This window comes from Nitrobacter sp. NHB1 (assembly GCF_036964665.1).
Lineage (GTDB): Bacteria > Pseudomonadota > Alphaproteobacteria > Rhizobiales > Xanthobacteraceae > Nitrobacter.
The window spans coordinates 2,188,715-2,204,533 of the sequence record NZ_JBAMDA010000001.1; the positions used below are offsets into that span (position 1 = coordinate 2,188,715).

General features: G+C 61.5%; 16 protein-coding genes. 8 read left to right on the plus strand and 8 right to left on the minus strand.

Annotated features, from left to right (window positions below):
• Nucleotides 1-7 precede the first annotated feature (7 nt).
• Nucleotides 8-1,771 carry an ABC transporter ATP-binding protein gene (locus tag V4R08_RS10175; protein WP_335579247.1) on the minus strand — a complete coding sequence of 588 codons (1,764 nt, stop codon included), beginning with the start codon at nt 1,769-1,771 and terminating at the stop codon, nt 8-10.
• Between the two features lie 291 nt (nt 1,772-2,062).
• Between V4R08_RS10175 and V4R08_RS10180 the strand changes: the two genes are divergently transcribed.
• Together V4R08_RS10180 and V4R08_RS10185 are read left to right on the plus strand one after the other, a co-directional pair.
• Nucleotides 2,063-3,130 carry a glycosyltransferase family 4 protein gene (locus V4R08_RS10180; protein ID WP_335579248.1) on the plus strand — a complete coding sequence of 356 codons (1,068 nt, stop codon included), beginning with the start codon at nt 2,063-2,065 and terminating at the stop codon, nt 3,128-3,130.
• A gap of 133 nt (nt 3,131-3,263) precedes the next feature.
• Nucleotides 3,264-3,500: a DUF3551 domain-containing protein gene (locus V4R08_RS10185; protein WP_335579249.1), complete on the plus strand. Its 237-nt coding sequence runs from the start codon at nt 3,264-3,266 to the stop codon at nt 3,498-3,500.
• Nucleotides 3,501-3,706: 206 nt separating this feature from the next.
• Here the strand turns inward: V4R08_RS10185 and V4R08_RS10190 are convergent, their stop codons facing one another.
• The 4 genes from V4R08_RS10190 to acnA all read right to left on the minus strand — a co-directional run bounded on the left by V4R08_RS10190 (nt 3,707) and on the right by acnA (nt 9,142).
• Complete coding sequence (locus tag V4R08_RS10190) at nt 3,707-4,294, minus strand: hypothetical protein (RefSeq protein ID WP_335579250.1); 588 nt, start codon at nt 4,292-4,294, stop codon at nt 3,707-3,709.
• Nucleotides 4,295-4,451: 157 nt separating this feature from the next.
• Nucleotides 4,452-4,823, minus strand: coding sequence for a DUF2794 domain-containing protein (locus tag V4R08_RS10195; RefSeq protein WP_335579251.1), 372 nt, complete (start codon nt 4,821-4,823; stop codon nt 4,452-4,454).
• Nucleotides 4,824-5,359: 536 nt separating this feature from the next.
• Nucleotides 5,360-6,115 carry a DUF1223 domain-containing protein gene (locus tag V4R08_RS10200; protein ID WP_442935649.1) on the minus strand — a complete coding sequence of 252 codons (756 nt, stop codon included), beginning with the start codon at nt 6,113-6,115 and terminating at the stop codon, nt 5,360-5,362.
• A 309-nt stretch (nt 6,116-6,424) separates the two neighbouring features.
• Entirely contained in the window at nt 6,425-9,142 is a 2,718-nt protein-coding gene (gene acnA / locus V4R08_RS10205; RefSeq protein WP_335579252.1) for an aconitate hydratase AcnA, read from the minus strand.
• A gap of 231 nt (nt 9,143-9,373) precedes the next feature.
• Between acnA and ccmA the strand changes: the two genes are divergently transcribed.
• From ccmA to V4R08_RS10235, 6 genes are all read left to right on the plus strand, one after another.
• Nucleotides 9,374-9,988 (plus strand): heme ABC exporter ATP-binding protein CcmA, encoded by a 615-nt coding sequence (gene ccmA / locus V4R08_RS10210; RefSeq protein WP_335579253.1) that lies wholly within the window; start codon nt 9,374-9,376, stop codon nt 9,986-9,988.
• Between the two features lie 94 nt (nt 9,989-10,082).
• Nucleotides 10,083-10,751 (plus strand): heme exporter protein CcmB, encoded by a 669-nt coding sequence (ccmB, locus tag V4R08_RS10215; RefSeq protein WP_335579254.1) that lies wholly within the window; start codon nt 10,083-10,085, stop codon nt 10,749-10,751.
• Between the two features lie 94 nt (nt 10,752-10,845).
• Nucleotides 10,846-11,577 carry a heme ABC transporter permease gene (locus V4R08_RS10220; RefSeq protein WP_335580242.1) on the plus strand — a complete coding sequence of 244 codons (732 nt, stop codon included), beginning with the start codon at nt 10,846-10,848 and terminating at the stop codon, nt 11,575-11,577.
• A 5-nt stretch (nt 11,578-11,582) separates the two neighbouring features.
• Nucleotides 11,583-11,762 (plus strand): heme exporter protein CcmD, encoded by a 180-nt coding sequence (ccmD, locus tag V4R08_RS10225; RefSeq protein WP_335580243.1) that lies wholly within the window; start codon nt 11,583-11,585, stop codon nt 11,760-11,762.
• A complete protein-coding gene (locus V4R08_RS10230; RefSeq protein WP_335579255.1) occupies nt 11,759-12,349 on the plus strand; it encodes a DsbE family thiol:disulfide interchange protein in 591 nt (196 codons plus the stop codon). The genes ccmD and V4R08_RS10230 overlap by 4 nt, the downstream gene beginning before the upstream one ends.
• Before the next feature lie 341 nt (nt 12,350-12,690).
• Nucleotides 12,691-13,053, plus strand: a complete 363-nt coding sequence (locus tag V4R08_RS10235) for a ComEA family DNA-binding protein (protein ID WP_335579256.1) — start codon at nt 12,691-12,693, stop codon at nt 13,051-13,053.
• Between the two features lie 248 nt (nt 13,054-13,301).
• Here the strand turns inward: V4R08_RS10235 and V4R08_RS10240 are convergent, their stop codons facing one another.
• The 3 genes from V4R08_RS10240 to ftsY form a co-directional block, all read right to left on the minus strand.
• A complete protein-coding gene (locus tag V4R08_RS10240) occupies nt 13,302-13,676 on the minus strand; it encodes a hypothetical protein (RefSeq protein ID WP_335579257.1) in 375 nt (124 codons plus the stop codon).
• 378 nt (nt 13,677-14,054) lie between these two features.
• Nucleotides 14,055-14,654 (minus strand): septation protein A, encoded by a 600-nt coding sequence (locus V4R08_RS10245; RefSeq protein WP_335579258.1) that lies wholly within the window; start codon nt 14,652-14,654, stop codon nt 14,055-14,057.
• Nucleotides 14,655-14,821: 167 nt separating this feature from the next.
• Complete coding sequence (gene ftsY / locus V4R08_RS10250) at nt 14,822-15,769, minus strand: signal recognition particle-docking protein FtsY (RefSeq protein ID WP_335579259.1); 948 nt, start codon at nt 15,767-15,769, stop codon at nt 14,822-14,824.
• Between the last annotated feature and the right edge of the window lie 50 nt (nt 15,770-15,819).

A 15,819-nucleotide genomic window follows, 5' to 3' on the forward strand; every position in this document is an offset into this window, starting at 1 on the left:
GCGGCGTTCAAGCCGCGTGAACCGCGAGGCGGCTCATCTCCTTGGCGACGAGCTGCCGGTAGTGTCCGTCTTCGCGCATCAGACGGCCGGGCTGACCGTCTTCGACGATCTTTCCGTTCTTGAGCACGACCATACGGTCGAAATTGCGCAGGGTCGCAAGCCGGTGGGCGATCGCGATCACGGTGCGACCCCGCATCAAACGGCCGAGCGCCTCGCGGATAGCTTCTTCGGATTCACTGTCCAACGCCGAGGTCGCCTCGTCAAGCAGCAAGATCGGCGCATCCTTGAGGAACGCGCGCGCGATGGCGATGCGCTGACGCTGGCCGCCGGAGAGCTTGACGCCGCGGTCGCCGACCATGGTCGAGAGCCCATCCGGCAGGCTCTCGACGAAATCGCAGCGCGCCGCGATCGCTGCGCGCAGCACCTCGTCGTCGGTCGCCGTCGGACGGCCGTAGCGGATGTTATCGAGGATGGATCGATGGAACAGGGAAATGTCCTGGGGCACCACGGATATGGCGGCGCGCAGACTCTGTTGTGTGACCCGCGAAACATCCTGGCCGTCGATCGTGACGCTTCCGCGCTCGGGATCGTAGAATCGCTGCATCAGGACGAACAGCGTCGACTTGCCGCCGCCGGATTCGCCAACCAGGCCGACGCGCTGCCCGGGTTGAAGCCGGAGATTGAACCGCTCGAACACCGACCGACCGCCGGGATAGCGAAACGAAACGTTGTTGAAGGCGATGGCCGCGCCGTTTTTCCGCAACGGCTCCGCTTCCGGATGATCAGTCAATTCGTGCGGAACCAGCAGCGTCGCAACCGCTTCGGACAGCCGCGCGACATGCTGGGTGATATCGACGAGAGCGACCGCCAGATCGCGGGTCGCGTGCAGGATCGACAGGCCGAGCGTGCAGACCAGCACGACATCGCCGGTGGTGGCACCGCCGCGCTGCCAGAGCGTGATGGCCCATGCCAGCAGCGAAACGATCAGCACGACCGTGATAGCGGCATGGGTGATCCTGAGCTTCTCGAGATAACGAAGACTTCGTCCGCGCGCGCCCAGTTCGCGACCGACGGTCGTATTGAACCTGTCCAGCTCATGATCGATCCCGCAGAAAGCCCTGACCAGCGGCATGTTGTTGACGACATCGACCATCTCGCCATCGACCGCCGCAGCCTTGTCGGCGAAATCCTCATGCAAGGGTTTGCCCGCTGCCGCCATTCTGAACATCGCGACGACCATGATGCCGGCGACGACCATCAATCCGCCCGCCATCGACGGACTCACGGTTCCAACCAGCGCGATCGCGGCGATGGTCGCGACGCAGGGCGGCAACACATTCCAGACCAGCATGTTTTCGACACTATACACGGCGTTCGAGGTCGCCGTGATCCGGCTCGTCAGCATCCCCGGCATCCGCTCGGCGAAGTAACTCGGCGCATGGCCGGTCAGGTGCCGGAAGATGTCGCGGCGCAGGTCGCCGGTCACACCGACGAAGGTGAAGCTCGCGACCCAGCCAGCGACCCGCCACAGAAAGTTGTCAGCGGCGATCAGCGACATGAGAAAGATGAATGCCAGCCATACGCCGCCGCTGCGCGAAGGGCCGCTCGCGAGGGCATCGACCAGCGATTTGACGCCGTATTGCGTTCCCACCGAACACGCCACCGCCGCGACGACGCAAAAAATAATCGCGACATGCGAAGCCGATCGCTGGCGGCAATAGCGCATCACGAATGCGAAGGGCCGACCGCCGTATCCCGAGAAATCGTCCATGCATTTCCTACCGAGGCGCTTTGAGTTCACCGGAACGTTACGTCTCCTTGGATCCGGTTCGGCAGTGCCGCACAAGACCCTCAGAAAAGCCGTCAATGCGCAGAAACTTGGTTGCAATGACTGCCTAGCCTGTCTGAGAGGGTGTGATGGCATCAGCAAGACGACATTGTGAAGAAGTTCGTAGATCAGGGGAACTGCGCAGTTACAAAAACGTTCCTCGAAGTAGCGGTGCTGGCGCTATCGATGGCTTTTTAATCTCATGAAAACGTAAATGTGACAGGAGGTGATTAGATGCGCATCGCGCAGGTTGCTCCATTGACGGAGGCTGTTCCGCCGAAACTGTATGGCGGCACTGAACGTGTAGTTCACTGGTTGACAGAGGAACTCGTGGCGCTGGGTCACGACGTGACGCTTTTCGCCAGCGGCGATTCTCATACTTCGGCCCGGCTCGATGCGACATGGCCGAAAGCCTTGCGGCTCGATGGCGCCGTGTGCGATCCGAACGCCCTGCACATGGTGATGCTGGAACGGGTCCGCCGGAAATGTGACGACGAGGAGTTCGACTTCCTCCACTTCCATCTCGACTACTATCCGTTTTCGCTGTTTTCGCGACAGCCGACGCCCTTTCTCACAACGCTTCACGGGCGGCTCGACCTTCCGGAGCATAAGCCGGTATTCACGGCATTTTCATCAATTCCCGTGATTTCGATCTCGAACGCGCAACGCCGCCCGGTGCCGCAGGCCCGCTGGCTCCGCACCGTTTATCATGGTCTCCCGGAAAAATTGCTGACGCCGCAGCCGATCACGCCAGGTTATCTCGCCGTGCTCGGTCGCATCGCTCCGGAAAAAGGCGTCGACCGCGCGATCAGGATCGCCCTTCGATGCGGCATCCCGCTCAAGATCGCCGCAAAAGTCGATCGCGCCGACCAGGACTATTACGATGAAGTCATCCGCCCGATGATGGATCATCCGCTTGTGGACTTTATCGGCGAGATCAGCGACCACGAGAAGCCGGCTTTCCTCAGCGGCGCCATCGGGCTGCTGGTGCCGCTCGCCTGGCCTGAACCGTTCGGCCTCGTCATGATCGAGGCGATGGCGTGCGGAACGCCCGTCATCGCCTACAATCGCGGTTCGGTTGCCGAAATCATCGAGGATGGCCGGACCGGCTTTATCGTCGAGGACGAAATCAGTGCCGTCGCCGCCGTCGACCGCCTGGCGTCGCTCGATCGCGCAATCGTCCGCAAGGAATTCGAGGCGCGTTTCACGGCACGGCGCATGGCACTGGATTATCTCGATGCCTATCAGGACCTGATCGAGGCCACGACGCCGAGGATCAAGCTGGTCAGCAGCGCCGAATGATACCGCAGCCTGCCTTGAGCCCGCCTTGCCGACCCACAGTATGGCTCGGCGGGCGGTCGCTTCGATAACCGCAGCCGGCAGAGTGATGGAACGCCTCGGCTACCAATTCGTTCCTCCATCCGGAGGAAATATCATGCGCAATTTGATCTGTGCGGCCCTGTCGGCCGCGGCCATTCTGGCAATCGGCACTCCGGTTTCGCCGGCCTCAGCTCATGACTACAGATACTGCCTGCAAGGCAGGGAGTGGGGTTATCCGGGAAACTGCCAGTTCTCGACATACCGGCAGTGCATGATCACGGCATCAGGCACCGACGCCTATTGCGGAATCAATCCGCGCGTCGCTTTCCGCGAGCGAGGACATTACCGGTAAGCCGTAACGACCGCCAATTCGGCGGTTGAATGACATCGAGCGTTCGAACGGAAGTTCGTCGAGGCTTAATCGGTCGCTAGAAGATTCATTTGGCGAGCGCGGGCAGGTGAACGCCATAAGCGCTAGTGTCCCGACTCCGAAGTTCGCATGGCCTTGCAGCAACCTTTGATGCGAGCTCCGGAATCAGAGGGACACGCACTTTATGACTAGCTGCGCTCGTCCTTGCGGGGGAATGAGCCGAACAGAACCTTTTTGAAGTCGCGCACGCCGGTTGAAATTCGGGACCAACCGCAGGTCGAGAAAAAATCTTCCTTGCAGTGACTGGCAATCTTCGGGCGCGGGCGCGGAAGTACAGCTACACGCCTTTCGGCCATTTTCGGCGCTGTCGTCAGCCTGACATTGCCGGAGCCGGCGTTGGGCTTGACCGCGGCCTTGGCCTGCTCGACCTGCTGCCGCTTCCGAAAAAACGCCGCCGCGATGATGCCGCGCCGCTGGTCCTTGAGATAAGCGGCATACTGCTCATCGATATGCTTCTGCTCTTCCGCCGTCGGGTTCGGACCTGCGATGTCGAAATGCCGGTTCTGCATGAAGTCGTAATAGGTGTAGCCGCCGCTGGGCTTGCGCCGGCCGGCGAATTTGGCCTCGCATGTCGTAATCTGCTTGTCCTTGTCCTCCGCGGACGTCGCATTTTTTTTCGCACGCGCAGCGCAATCCTCGAAGTCAACTGGCGTGCGCGACCACCATCCCGCGTCCGCTTCCACGGAGACCAGCACCAAGCCGCAAACGATTGCCAAACCTGATAGAAGCCTTCTCGTGCCAGCCACCGCCAACAACCCCGTCCATCGCTCTCCCGATCGACCGATTCTCAGGAAATATCGCTGCCTTGTCACCCCCGGATCGAGGTTATCCCGCTTTTGCTTTCGGCCGACGGCGGGTCAGACCGACGCTGCGTCAGACCAGCGCCAGCTTGCGGTCGATGACAAGCAGGACGCGGTCGAGTTCGTGGCCACGCCGCAGGACCAGGCCGCTTGCCGAAATCACGCTATAGGCGCCCTGCTTGCGCGCCAGCCGCGGATCTTTCTCGATGCGGTAGATCGGAACTTCCGAGGCGCGGCGGAAGATCGAGAACACCGCACGGTCCTTGAGGAAATCGATGGCATAATCTCGCCACTCGCCATTGGTGACCATGCGTCCATAAAGATTGAGGATGTGATTGAGTTCGAGGCGGGTGAACGTTACGCGGCCTGGAACGGGGAGCGCGGCGGGACTGCGATCCGCCGCGCGGCTCTCGCTTGGATCAACGTCGCCCGATAGCGAACTCATCGGCGCCTCCTGTCATGTCGACGACATGATCGCGCCGGATACGCCTCGCCGCAAGAGGGCTTGAGTGTTCCGAGAGGCCCTGACGCGTTTTCATCACGCGAACCGATACTCAGCCTTGGGTCAAGCCCGAGGACATGCTTCGCTCGAAAACGCTGTAGCTGCGTCAGAACGCCGCGATCAAAACAGTGCCGTAACACGAACGTTAGTCAAAATCATAATGCAGCCCAATTTCCGTCAAGCAACCGCCCTGCTGGATTGCGAGATAGCAGACACTGCGATGGCCCGGTCCTTTCGGTACCGGATCCTCAGCCCCCAGCCCCCCGGGGCCATCAGGATCGGGCCTATTCGCAGGGAACTAAAGCCCAAGACCGCTCGGGACCGGCGAAAGCTGGTCCTTTTTCTTTTGCGAGACATTCCCTCTTTGGAGGGAGCCGCCGGTGGTCGATTCGCGCATCGGGTCTGCGTCATCCTCGCAAACGCGTTGCACCCGTCGGACAAGAACATCCCGAAATGACGATCCGAAAAGTTGAGAACGATCAGCGCAGCGAGGTATAGGCCGCACCGAGCATCAGACCAGGCCTGTCGCGATTGCCATCCTGAACGTAGACGATCGCGGCATCGACGCCATTTTGCGCGATATTCTCCATCGGCACCGCCCAGGTACCGGCCTTGCCGGTCCAGTCGCCGACCTTGAGCCAGCTTCGAACGACGTTGTGGTAGGTCACTTCGCGGCCGCCGTTCTCACCGCGCCCGATCGCGATCGGCACGGCCTTCGAGATCGCACATATCCAGATTTCGCCGTGATCGGTGGGATGATTGGCGCTGGCGGACGCAACCGACACATTGAGCTGCCGTCCCGACACCGCCATCGAGACCGGCACCGACATCACGTCGTCGTTCTTCTTGGTATCGCGGACCGCCTTGTCGATGGCCGCACGATCGCTGCCGATCACATGGGCCGATCCGTTGACGATCACCTGCGGCGTGTAGACGTCACGGTCGCCGCGCATCTGCGAATAAGCCTTCTGGCGCGCGGTGAAGCGGTTGTCGGCCAGCGTATCCTTCCAGCCGAGATAGTCCCAGTAATCGATCGGCATGCTCAGCGCGACAATCGAGGGATCCCTGGAGAGGTCGCCAAGAATCTTGTCGGCCGCCGGGCACGATGAGCAGCCCTGCGACGTGAACAGTTCAACCACCGCGCGCGGACCGGCCTTGGCGGGAGCAACGACCGCAACGAACGCGCAAACGCTGAGCGCGCCGAACAGGCGCGACAAACAACCATGAGTCATCATCAAGGCCACATCGAAACCGCGGCACAACGTGTGCCGGCGCCATGAAGGGAAACATACCTCCGAACGCGAGGAACCGGCATTTTCATAAGCCGCCTTCCGCTGACCCGCCACTCAATTCGCGGTGAGGCCATCGCGAGGCTGGAGGAGTGGATTTGATAGTCGCTACCCTCTCGACCGCGGTTTCCGGATGCGAATGTCAAATCCAAAACTCCACTAGCAACTTTATGTTTGCTGATGGTCCTCTTGATTCCGGCATTCGCCAAAACACTCGCTGGAGCGGGATGCGAATGCTGGAATCGGACCACCAAGTCACGCCGCGAGCTTGCGCAGCACATAATGCAAGATACCGCCGTTGCGGTAATAGTCGAGTTCGTCGAGCGTATCGATGCGGCAGAGCAGCAAGACGCGACGCAGCGAACCGTCGCGGGAGACGATGTCCGCCGTCAGCTTCTGGCGCGGTTTCAGATCGCCCTGCAAACCGCGAATCGTCACCGTCTCGTCGCCCTTGAGTCCGATCGATTGCCATGACGCGCCGTCCTCGAAGGTCAGCGGCAGCACGCCCATGCCGACGAGGTTGGAGCGGTGGATGCGCTCGAAGCTCTCGCAGATCACCGCGCGAACACCGAGCAGCAGCGTGCCCTTGGCCGCCCAGTCGCGCGACGAGCCGTTGCCGTATTCGGACCCGGCGAACACGACGAGCGGCACGTTCTCCTGCCGGTACTTCATCGCGGCGTCGTAGATCGACATCTGCTCGCCGTCCGGCCAGTGTCTGGTCAATCCGCCTTCCGGAATGTTGCCGTCGGCGCCCTTGAGCATGAAGTTCTTGATGCGGATATTGGCGAAGGTGCCGCGCATCATCACCTCGTGATTGCCGCGCCGCGTACCGTATTGGTTGAAATCCGCCGGCCGCACCTGATGCTCGGTGAGGTACTTTCCGGCGGGCGAGGTCAGCTTGATGGCTCCGGCGGGCGAGATGTGGTCGGTCGTGATCTTGTCGCCGAACATGGCCAGGATGCGAGCATCGACCACATCGACGATCGGTTCCGGCTCCTTCTTCATGCCTTCGAAGTAAGGCGGGTTCTGCACGTAGGTCGAACCCATGTTCCAGCGATAGGTCTCGCCCTCCACGGTCTCGATCTTGCGCCAGTTGGCATCGCCCTTGAACACGTCGGCATATTTCTTCTTGAATATCCTCGAGGTCACGAACTTCTTGATGAGAGCGTTGATCTCCTTCGAGGTCGGCCAGATGTCCTTCAGGTACACCGGCTTGCCCGCCTTGTCCGTGCCCAGCGGCTCGGTGGCCAGGTTCCTGGTCACCGAACCCGCCAGCGCATAGGCGACGACCAACGGCGGCGAGGCGAGATAATTCGCCTGCGTGTCCGGCGAAACGCGACCCTCGAAGTTGCGGTTGCCCGAGAGCACCGCCGCGGCGATGATGCCATTGTCGTTGATCGACTTTGAAATTTCCTCGGGCAACGGACCGGAATTGCCGATGCAGGTGGTGCAGCCGAAACCGACAAGATTGAACCCGACCGCATCGAGGTCCTTCTGCAACCCGGAATTTGCCAGATATTCCGCGACCACCTGGCTGCCCGGCGCCAGCGAGGTCTTCACCCACGGCTTCGCGGTCAGCCCCTTTGCCGCCGCCTTGCGCGCGAGCAGTCCGGCGGCAATCAGCACGGTCGGATTGGACGTGTTGGTGCATGAGGTGATCGCCGCGATCACCACCTCGCCGTGTCCGAGATCGAAGTCGCGGCCTTCGACCGGGTAACGCGCCGCGGCGTCGGTCTTCCTGTATTCACTTGCGAGTGCGGCGGCGAAGCCCTCCGCGATCGCCGGCAGCGACTGCCGGCCCTCGGGCCGCTTCGGTCCCGCGAGCGACGGCACGACCGTGCCAAGATCGAGCGTCAGCTTTTCCGTGAATACCGGATCGGGCGAAGCCGTGGTGCGGAACAGGCCCTGCGCCTTGGCATATTTCGTCACCAGCGCGACGCGGGACGCCGTGCGGCCGGAGGTCTTGAGATAATCGATGGTCGCGGCATCGATCGGAAAGAAGCCGCAGGTCGCACCGTATTCCGGCGACATGTTGCCAATGGTCGCTTTGTCGGCGACCGACATATGATCGAGGCCGGGGCCATAGAACTCGACGAACTTGCCGACGACGCCCTGCTTGCGCAGCATCTGCGTGACGGTGAGCACAAGATCGGTGGCGGTAACGCCCTCCTTCAGCGCGCCCTTGAGCTTGAACCCGACGACGTCGGGCAACAGCATCGACAGCGGCTGGCCAAGCATCGCGGCTTCCGCCTCGATGCCGCCGACACCCCAACCCAGAACGGCGAGGCCGTTGACCATCGTCGTATGCGAATCGGTGCCGAGCAGCGTATCGGGATAGGCGACCTCGAAGATGCGGGTCTTCTTGCTGATCGTCAGTTTCTCTTTCTTTGTCCACACCGTCTGCGCCAGATATTCGAGATTGACCTGATGGCAGATGCCGGTGCCGGGCGGCACCACGGAGAAGTTCGAGAACGCCTTCTGGCCCCATTTCAGGAACTCGTAGCGTTCCTGGTTCTGCCTGTATTCCTCGACCACGTTCTTGGCGAACGCCTTGTTGTCGCCGAAGAAGTTCACAATCACGCTGTGGTCGATGACGAGATCGACCGGCACCAGCGGATTGATCTTCGCAGGCTCGCCGCCGAGATTCTGCATCGCGTTGCGCATCGCCGCCAGATCGACCACCGCGGGCACGCCGGTGAAATCCTGCATCAGGACGCGCGCCGGGCGGAAGGAGATTTCATGCTCGATCTTGCGCTTCTTCAGCCATTTGGAGACCGCGACAATGTCCTCCTTCGTCACCGAGCGGCCATCCTCGTTGCGCAGCAGGTTTTCCAGCAGCACCTTCATGGAGTAGGGCAGCCTGGAGATGCCTTTGAGGCCATTTTTCTCCGCAGCCGGCAGACTGTAATAGGCGTAGGTCTTGCCGCCGACCTTGAGGGTTTTCAAACATTTGAAGCTGTCGAGCGAAGCCATGTGAGGAATCCCGATCCAAGAGTTGGGGGGTAGCCGGTCGGGCGAGCCCTAGAGGTATTAAAACACCGCAGACGAGCCGGGCTCGCGGGGTTTCGTTGCGGGGCAGTTTGTGCTGCATCAAGTTCCGGTTTTATAGAGTCTTTCCAGATCGTCCGCCACGCCAACAATGCTTGCTCCCCGCCTTTCAGCCATGCACAGAAGCCGTGCGACGGCTCCGCAAACAGGATCATCATGAAACTTTCAGGGCACGGCTTGCGGTGCGTACGAGGCGGACGGGAGGTGTTTTCCGGCCTCGATGTGGCGGCGGAGTCCGGCCGGGCGGTGGCGATCACCGGGCCCAACGGCGCCGGGAAAACCTCCCTGCTGCGGCTGCTGGCGGGACTCCTGGCGATGGAGGGCGGGTCGATCGACCTTGAGGGCGGCGATGGCGACCTGACGCTGCCCGAGCAGGCGCATTACCTTGGCCATCGCGACGCCCTGAAACCCGCGCTCAGCGTCAGCGAAAACCTGTCGTTCTGGCGGGAGTTTCTCGGCGGCGCGTCGCGCGCATCGGCCCCCGATGCCGCGCAATCGCTCGCGGCGGTCGGGCTCGATCATGTCGCGCATCTGCCGGCCGCCTATCTCTCGGCGGGACAGCGGCGACGGCTGTCGATCGCGCGGCTGCTGGCGGTGAAGCGCCCGGTCTGGCTGCTGGACGAACCAACCTCGGCGCTCGACGTCGCCGGCCAAGACGCTTTCGCCGCCATCATGACCGGCCACCTTGGGGGCGGCGGCATCATTCTGGCTGCGACACACACGCCGCTGGGCATCGCCGCGCGGGAACTGCGGATCGGGGGGACGACGTGAGCGTGATTATTTTGGAGATGCCACCCGACGCGATTCTCACCCCTCCCCCCGCGCAGCGGCGGGGAGGGCGCGCGCCCTGCTCGGGGAATCCCTCATGACCGCGCTCGCCGCACTGGTTCGCCGGGACGTCAGCGTCGCGATGCGCGTCGGCGGCGGCGCGCTGATCGGCGTGCTGTTTTTCCTCACCGTCGTGGTGCTGATGCCGTTCGCGGTCGGCCCCGACCTCGCGCTCCTCAGAAAACTCGGCCCCGCGATTCTCTGGATCGGCGCGCTGCTTGCAAGCCTGCTGACGCTCGATCGCCTGTTCACCGCCGATCACGACGACGGCTCGCTCGATCTGATCGTCATGAGCCGCACACCGCTCGAACTGGCCTGCGCGGCCAAGGCCCTGGCGCACTGGCTGGCGGCGGGGCTGCCGCTGGTCGCCGCGACGCCGGTGCTGGGGCTGCTGCTCAACCTCGACGCTACCGCGACCGGCGCCGTGGCACTGACGCTGCTGGCGGGAACGCCGGCGCTCACTTTCACCGGCATGATCGGCGCCGCGCTCGCCGTCGTCCTGCGCCGCGGAGGCCTGTTGCTCTCGGTGCTGGTTCTGCCGCTGTCGATTCCGGTGCTGATTTTCGGCGTCGCCGCGTCCAATGCCGCGCTATCCGGACCATCGCCGTTCGGCACGCCGTTCTCGATTCTGTGCGCGCTGTCGCTGGCAAGCCTGGTGATCGGCCCGTTCGCCGCCGCGGCGAGCCTGCGGCATGGGCTGGATTGAGGCGTCCGATGCGGCCGATCAACTTTTGCTTAACAGAGAAGCCGGGCTCGAATCCGCATTGCCTGCGATGGCTTCGGCGACTATCAGTGGTGCCATGACTCTGATCGATCTCGCCAATCCCTCCCGATTTCTCGCGCTCGCCGGCCGGATTCTGCCGTGGCTCGTGGCCGTGACCGTGTTCGTGCTGGCGATCGGTCTGTACCAGTCCGCGACCGCGCCCGACGACTACCAGCAGGGCGCGACCGTAAAAATCATGTTCATCCACGTTCCGAACGCGTGGCTGTCGATGTTCGTGTGGGGCGTGATGAGCATCGCTGCGCTGGGCACGCTGGTGTGGCGGCATCCGCTGGCCGACGTCGCGGCCAAGACCGCCGTCCCGATCGGCGCGGCGTTCACATTCCTCGCACTGTTGACGGGATCGCTGTGGGGCCGCCCGATGTGGGGCACCTACTGGCAGTGGGATGCGCGGCTGACCTCGGTGCTGGTCCTGTTCCTGATGTATCTCGGCCTGATGGCGCTGTGGCGCGCGGTCGAGGATCCGTCGCGCGCCGCCCGCGCCGCCGCGGTGCTGACGCTGGTCGGCTCGATCAATATTCCGATCATCAAGTTCTCGGTAAACTGGTGGAACACGCTGCATCAGCCGGCATCGGTTCTCCGCATGGGCGGCTCAACGCTCGACCGCGCGTTCCTGATTCCGCTGCTGGTGATGGCGATCGGATTCACGCTGCTGTTCCTGACACTGCATATCGCGGCGATGCGGAATGAAATCCTGCGCCGCCGCGTGCGCACCCTGCAGATGCTGCAAGCCAGCAAGTCGGCGGCGTGACGATCATGACGCTCGGTCCCTACGCCTCCTTCATCGTCACGTCCTATGTCGCGGTCGCAGTCGTGGTCGCGGCGCTTGTTATCTGGGTAATCGCTGATTACCGCCGCCAGAAGGCGCGCCTGCGCGACCTCGAGGCCGCCGGCGCCGTCAGGCGGTCGGGACGCAGCGCTGCGGAGGTCAAATGACCGACCCTGCAATTCCCGCCGCGCCGAAACGACGCTGGCTGATGGCGCTGCCGCTGGTGCTCTTTGCCGCGCTGGCGCTGCTGTTCTGGTTCCGGCTCGGCGACACCGACATTTCGCGAATCCCCTCGGCGCTGATCGGCCATGCCGCGCCCAAAACCACGCTGCCGCCACTGTCCGGCCTCGTCGCGGATGGCAAGCCGGTACCGGGCCTCGACCCCGCGGCGTTGAAGGGCAAGGTCAGTCTGGTCAACGTCTGGGCGTCCTGGTGCGTCCCCTGCCACGGCGAGGCGCCGCTTCTGACCGCACTCGCCAAGGACCGGCGGCTGCAATTCATCGGCATCAACTACAAGGACGCGCCGGACAACGCCCGTCGGTTCCTCGGCCGCTACGGCAATCCGTACGATATCGTCGGCGTCGACGACAACGGCCGCGCCTCGATCGAATGGGGCGTCTACGGCGTGCCCGAGACCTTCCTGGTCGGGCGCGACGGCACTATCGTCTACAAGCTGGTCGGAGCGATCACGCCCGACAATATCGACGCGGTGCTGAAGCCGGAAATCGACAAGGCGCTGAAGGCGGGCTCCTGACATCCATCTGCTGTCGTCTCGCGTTGGCAGGGTAGCAATGGCCTTGCTTGAACACGCACGCAAGGGGTTATAGGTCCCGGCTTTCGCCGGGACGACTCGCGGAGAGGTCGACGGCCGACCAAATATATTTTGGCGTTTATCTGCCGTTCATTTGATGGCCTTGCCGCCGCCGCAAATTCGCAGCTAGCCTTTGCGGCGTCAGAGCATTTTCCGGCTAAGTGGAATCCGGTCAGCCGCAAGAAAATGCTCTCAATCGATAATCTACGTGTATTCTGATCGCAAAACCGGTGTCCACTTTTGCGGAATACGCGCCAGCACCAGCCCCTGGAGGGAAATTTTTCATGCGCTATTTCACGCTCGCCTCGATCACCGCCGCCGCGCTTGCGCTCGGCCTGCTCGCCTCCACGCCGTCGATGGCTCAGTCGACCCAGCCCGCCGCCAAATCCGACAGGATGGCGCCGGCGGGAAAAATGGCGCCCGCCGACAAGATGGCGCCCGCCAAGTCCGACGCGGCCAAACTCGACATCAACACCGCGACCAAGGAAGAACTGATGGCGTTCAAAGGCATCGGCGATAAGTATTCCGACAAAATCATTGCCGGCCGTCCCTACGCCAAGAAGGACCAACTTGTCTCGAAGAAAATCCTGCCCGAAGCGACCTACAAGAAGATCGCCGGCCAGATTATCGCCTCGCAGCCGAAGTAGTCATTGCAGTCGTCTTCATAAGGCGGGTCAATATCAAACGCACCGGCCATCGCCGCCGGTGCGTTTTTTCATGCGTTTGAAAGAGCCCGCCCTAACATCACACCAAGGCTCTGATGATGCTGTCCTTACGGCCGGTGGCTTCTTGCGTAGCGATTTTGGCGCAGCGATTTTGCGGGCCGAGATTCGGCATTGCGGTCCACCACCCCAACCTGTCGGCTTAATCCCGAAAGAGCCTTGCGAAAGGTTCCTTACTTAGCTTTTGTCCACAGCGACTTAATTTTGTTCGGAACACGCGTGAAGGGCAATAAAAATCCCAGCCAGAAAAAAGACAAACCGAGCAGCACACCCAAGTTCACGATATCTGATGTATTGGCTAATCCTGTTTGAAGCGTTTGGGTATAAGCAAAAACAAAGTAAACGCAAAACAGCGCGCTCACGCTTAAAGTCAGAAACCTTTTAGGACGCGGTCTTACGAACCGACCAACAAGTTGACCCGCTTGATATCCAACCATCACTCCAACCGCTGCTATGAGCCGAAACATTGCGTGCTCTGGAGGCACAAAAAATGCAAAGCTCAAAACAAGCCCGACGACACCAAATATAATAGTCAGCATTAAATTCATTATTCATTCTTTTGCGGGAGCCAACAACGATACGTCACCGGCAAAGATAGACTCCAATTTTCCACGATCAAGCAAAACCAGATCGACAGATACTTTTTGAACCTTCTTCGCGGTTATTTCAAATTTCATTGACTATCCCGAAACGACGAGAAAATCTGATTTTTTACGGTATTTCGACTGGAACGCTTGGTTTTGAGGGCTTTGGGCGTCAGAAGCCTTATAGTCCTCGCGATCCGCTGGCGAAATTCAGGAGTATTCAGAAGTACATGTCCCAATAAACCCAATGGGTTGCTGCGCTGCATAATGTGTGCAGTCTCGTGCGCCCTCATGGCCGCAAGAACACAAGGCAACACCTGGACCCCATCGGTTTGGGTGAAGCTACTTCCTGACATCGCCCTCGCTGGCATCGCTGCCCTCAAGCGTGGCAGGCTCCAGATGATAGCGTTTTGTCAGCGGCATCTGCATCATCGCAAATATCATGGTGAGCGGAACCGCTCCGAAAACCTTGAAATTGACCCAGAAATCCGTGCTCTGGGTGCGCCAGATGAATTCGTTCAAAATCGCCATGCCGAAAAAGAACAGTGCCCAGCGCAGCGTCAACACCTGCCAGCCCCGCGGCGTCAGGTTGAACACCTGATCGAACATGATCGCGATGAAGGAGCGGCCAAACAGCAATCCGCCGCCGAGCACGCCGGCGAACAGGGCGTAGATGATGGTCGGCTTCACCTTGATGAAGGTCTCGTCGTGTAGCACGAGCGTCAGCGTGCCGAACACGATGACGACGATGCCGGTGACCAGCGCCATCAGCGGGATATGTCGCGTCACCACATAGGACGCGATCATCGCCGCCACGATCGCCACCATGAACGCAGCCGTTGCGACGAACAGGTTAAACTTCGCGTTGGCGGCAAAGAACACCAGCAGCGGACCGAGTTCGGTTGCAAGCTTGAACAGCGGGTGCGGTTGTGACTTGTTCATCTGGGTGATACCGGCTTGCTTCGGGAACTTGCGTCATGCGCGGGCATAGCCGTTCGAAGAACGGTGTCGCTTCCACTCGCCTGTGACCAGCGCATCCATCCCTCTTCAAAAGAAGATGGATTGCCGGGTCAAGCCCGGCAATGACGCTATTATTGCAACCAATTTCTTCACGTCTCGATCCCCGCGATCGCCTTTGCGAAATCGTGCGCGGTGAACGGCGCGAGATCGTCGACCCCCTCGCCGACGCCGATGAAATGCACCGGCAGCTTATGCTTTTCCGCCAGCGCCACCAGAATGCCGCCGCGCGCGGTGCCGTCCAGCTTGGTCATCACGAGGCCGGTGACGCCGGCGATGCGATGAAACGCCTCGACTTGCGACAGCGCGTTCTGTCCGACGGTGGCATCGAGCACCAGCAGCACCACATGCGGGGCCGACGCGTCGACCCTGCGGATGACGCGAACCATCTTTTCGAGTTCGTTCATCAGTTCCGCCTTGTTCTGCAACCGGCCGGCAGTGTCGATCAGTAGCACGTCGCGCCTGTCGTCGCGCGCCTCCGTCAGCGCATTGAACGCAAGGCTCGCAGAATCCGATCCTTGTGCGCCCGCAACGACAGGCGATCCGGTCCGCTCGCCCCAGACCTTCAATTGATCGATCGCTGCGGCGCGAAAGGTGTCGCCGGCCGCCATCATCACCCTGCGCCCTTCGGCGGACAACTTCGCCGCGAGCTTGCCGATAGTGGTGGTCTTGCCGGAGCCGTTGACGCCGACCACCAGGATGACGAAGGGCTTGTGCGTCTGATCGACGACCAGCGGTTTAGCCACCGACGCGAGAACCTTTTCCACTTCGGTCGCGACGACAGCCTTCACCTCATCGGCGGAGATCGCCTTGTCGTAGCGCCCCTCGCCGACGGCCGCCGCGATCCGTTCCGCTACCGCGGTTCCGAGATCGGCGCGCAGCAGCACGTCCTCGATGTCGTCGAGCATTGCGCGGTCGAGCTTGCGCTTGGTGACGAGATCGGCCACCGCCGTGCCGAGCGAAGTCGAGGTTCGCTTGAGGCCGCCGGACAGCCTGCGCCACCAGCTCTGTTTCGGTTTGTCGTCGGTGCTGTCGCTCATTGTGGCGGTGTGTTAGCCGTTTCAACCTCCAAGCGAAAGCCTTGAACTGT

Coding starts and splice junctions, on each gene's coding strand:
- V4R08_RS10175 (WP_335579247.1), bottom strand. CDS start 1,771: ATGGACGATTTCTCGGGATACGGCGGTCGGCCCTTCGCATTCGTGATG.
- V4R08_RS10180 (WP_335579248.1), top strand. CDS start 2,063: ATGCGCATCGCGCAGGTTGCTCCATTGACGGAGGCTGTTCCGCCGAAA.
- V4R08_RS10185 (WP_335579249.1), top strand. CDS start 3,264: ATGCGCAATTTGATCTGTGCGGCCCTGTCGGCCGCGGCCATTCTGGCA.
- V4R08_RS10195 (WP_335579251.1), bottom strand. CDS start 4,823: ATGAGTTCGCTATCGGGCGACGTTGATCCAAGCGAGAGCCGCGCGGCG.
- V4R08_RS10200 (WP_442935649.1), bottom strand. CDS start 6,115: ATGATGACTCATGGTTGTTTGTCGCGCCTGTTCGGCGCGCTCAGCGTT.
- acnA (WP_335579252.1), bottom strand. CDS start 9,142: ATGGCTTCGCTCGACAGCTTCAAATGTTTGAAAACCCTCAAGGTCGGC.
- ccmA (WP_335579253.1), top strand. CDS start 9,374: ATGAAACTTTCAGGGCACGGCTTGCGGTGCGTACGAGGCGGACGGGAG.
- ccmB (WP_335579254.1), top strand. CDS start 10,083: ATGACCGCGCTCGCCGCACTGGTTCGCCGGGACGTCAGCGTCGCGATG.
- V4R08_RS10220 (WP_335580242.1), top strand. CDS start 10,846: ATGACTCTGATCGATCTCGCCAATCCCTCCCGATTTCTCGCGCTCGCC.
- ccmD (WP_335580243.1), top strand. CDS start 11,583: ATGACGCTCGGTCCCTACGCCTCCTTCATCGTCACGTCCTATGTCGCG.
- V4R08_RS10230 (WP_335579255.1), top strand. CDS start 11,759: ATGACCGACCCTGCAATTCCCGCCGCGCCGAAACGACGCTGGCTGATG.
- V4R08_RS10235 (WP_335579256.1), top strand. CDS start 12,691: ATGCGCTATTTCACGCTCGCCTCGATCACCGCCGCCGCGCTTGCGCTC.
- V4R08_RS10240 (WP_335579257.1), bottom strand. CDS start 13,676: ATGAATTTAATGCTGACTATTATATTTGGTGTCGTCGGGCTTGTTTTG.
- V4R08_RS10245 (WP_335579258.1), bottom strand. CDS start 14,654: ATGAACAAGTCACAACCGCACCCGCTGTTCAAGCTTGCAACCGAACTC.
- ftsY (WP_335579259.1), bottom strand. CDS start 15,769: ATGAGCGACAGCACCGACGACAAACCGAAACAGAGCTGGTGGCGCAGG.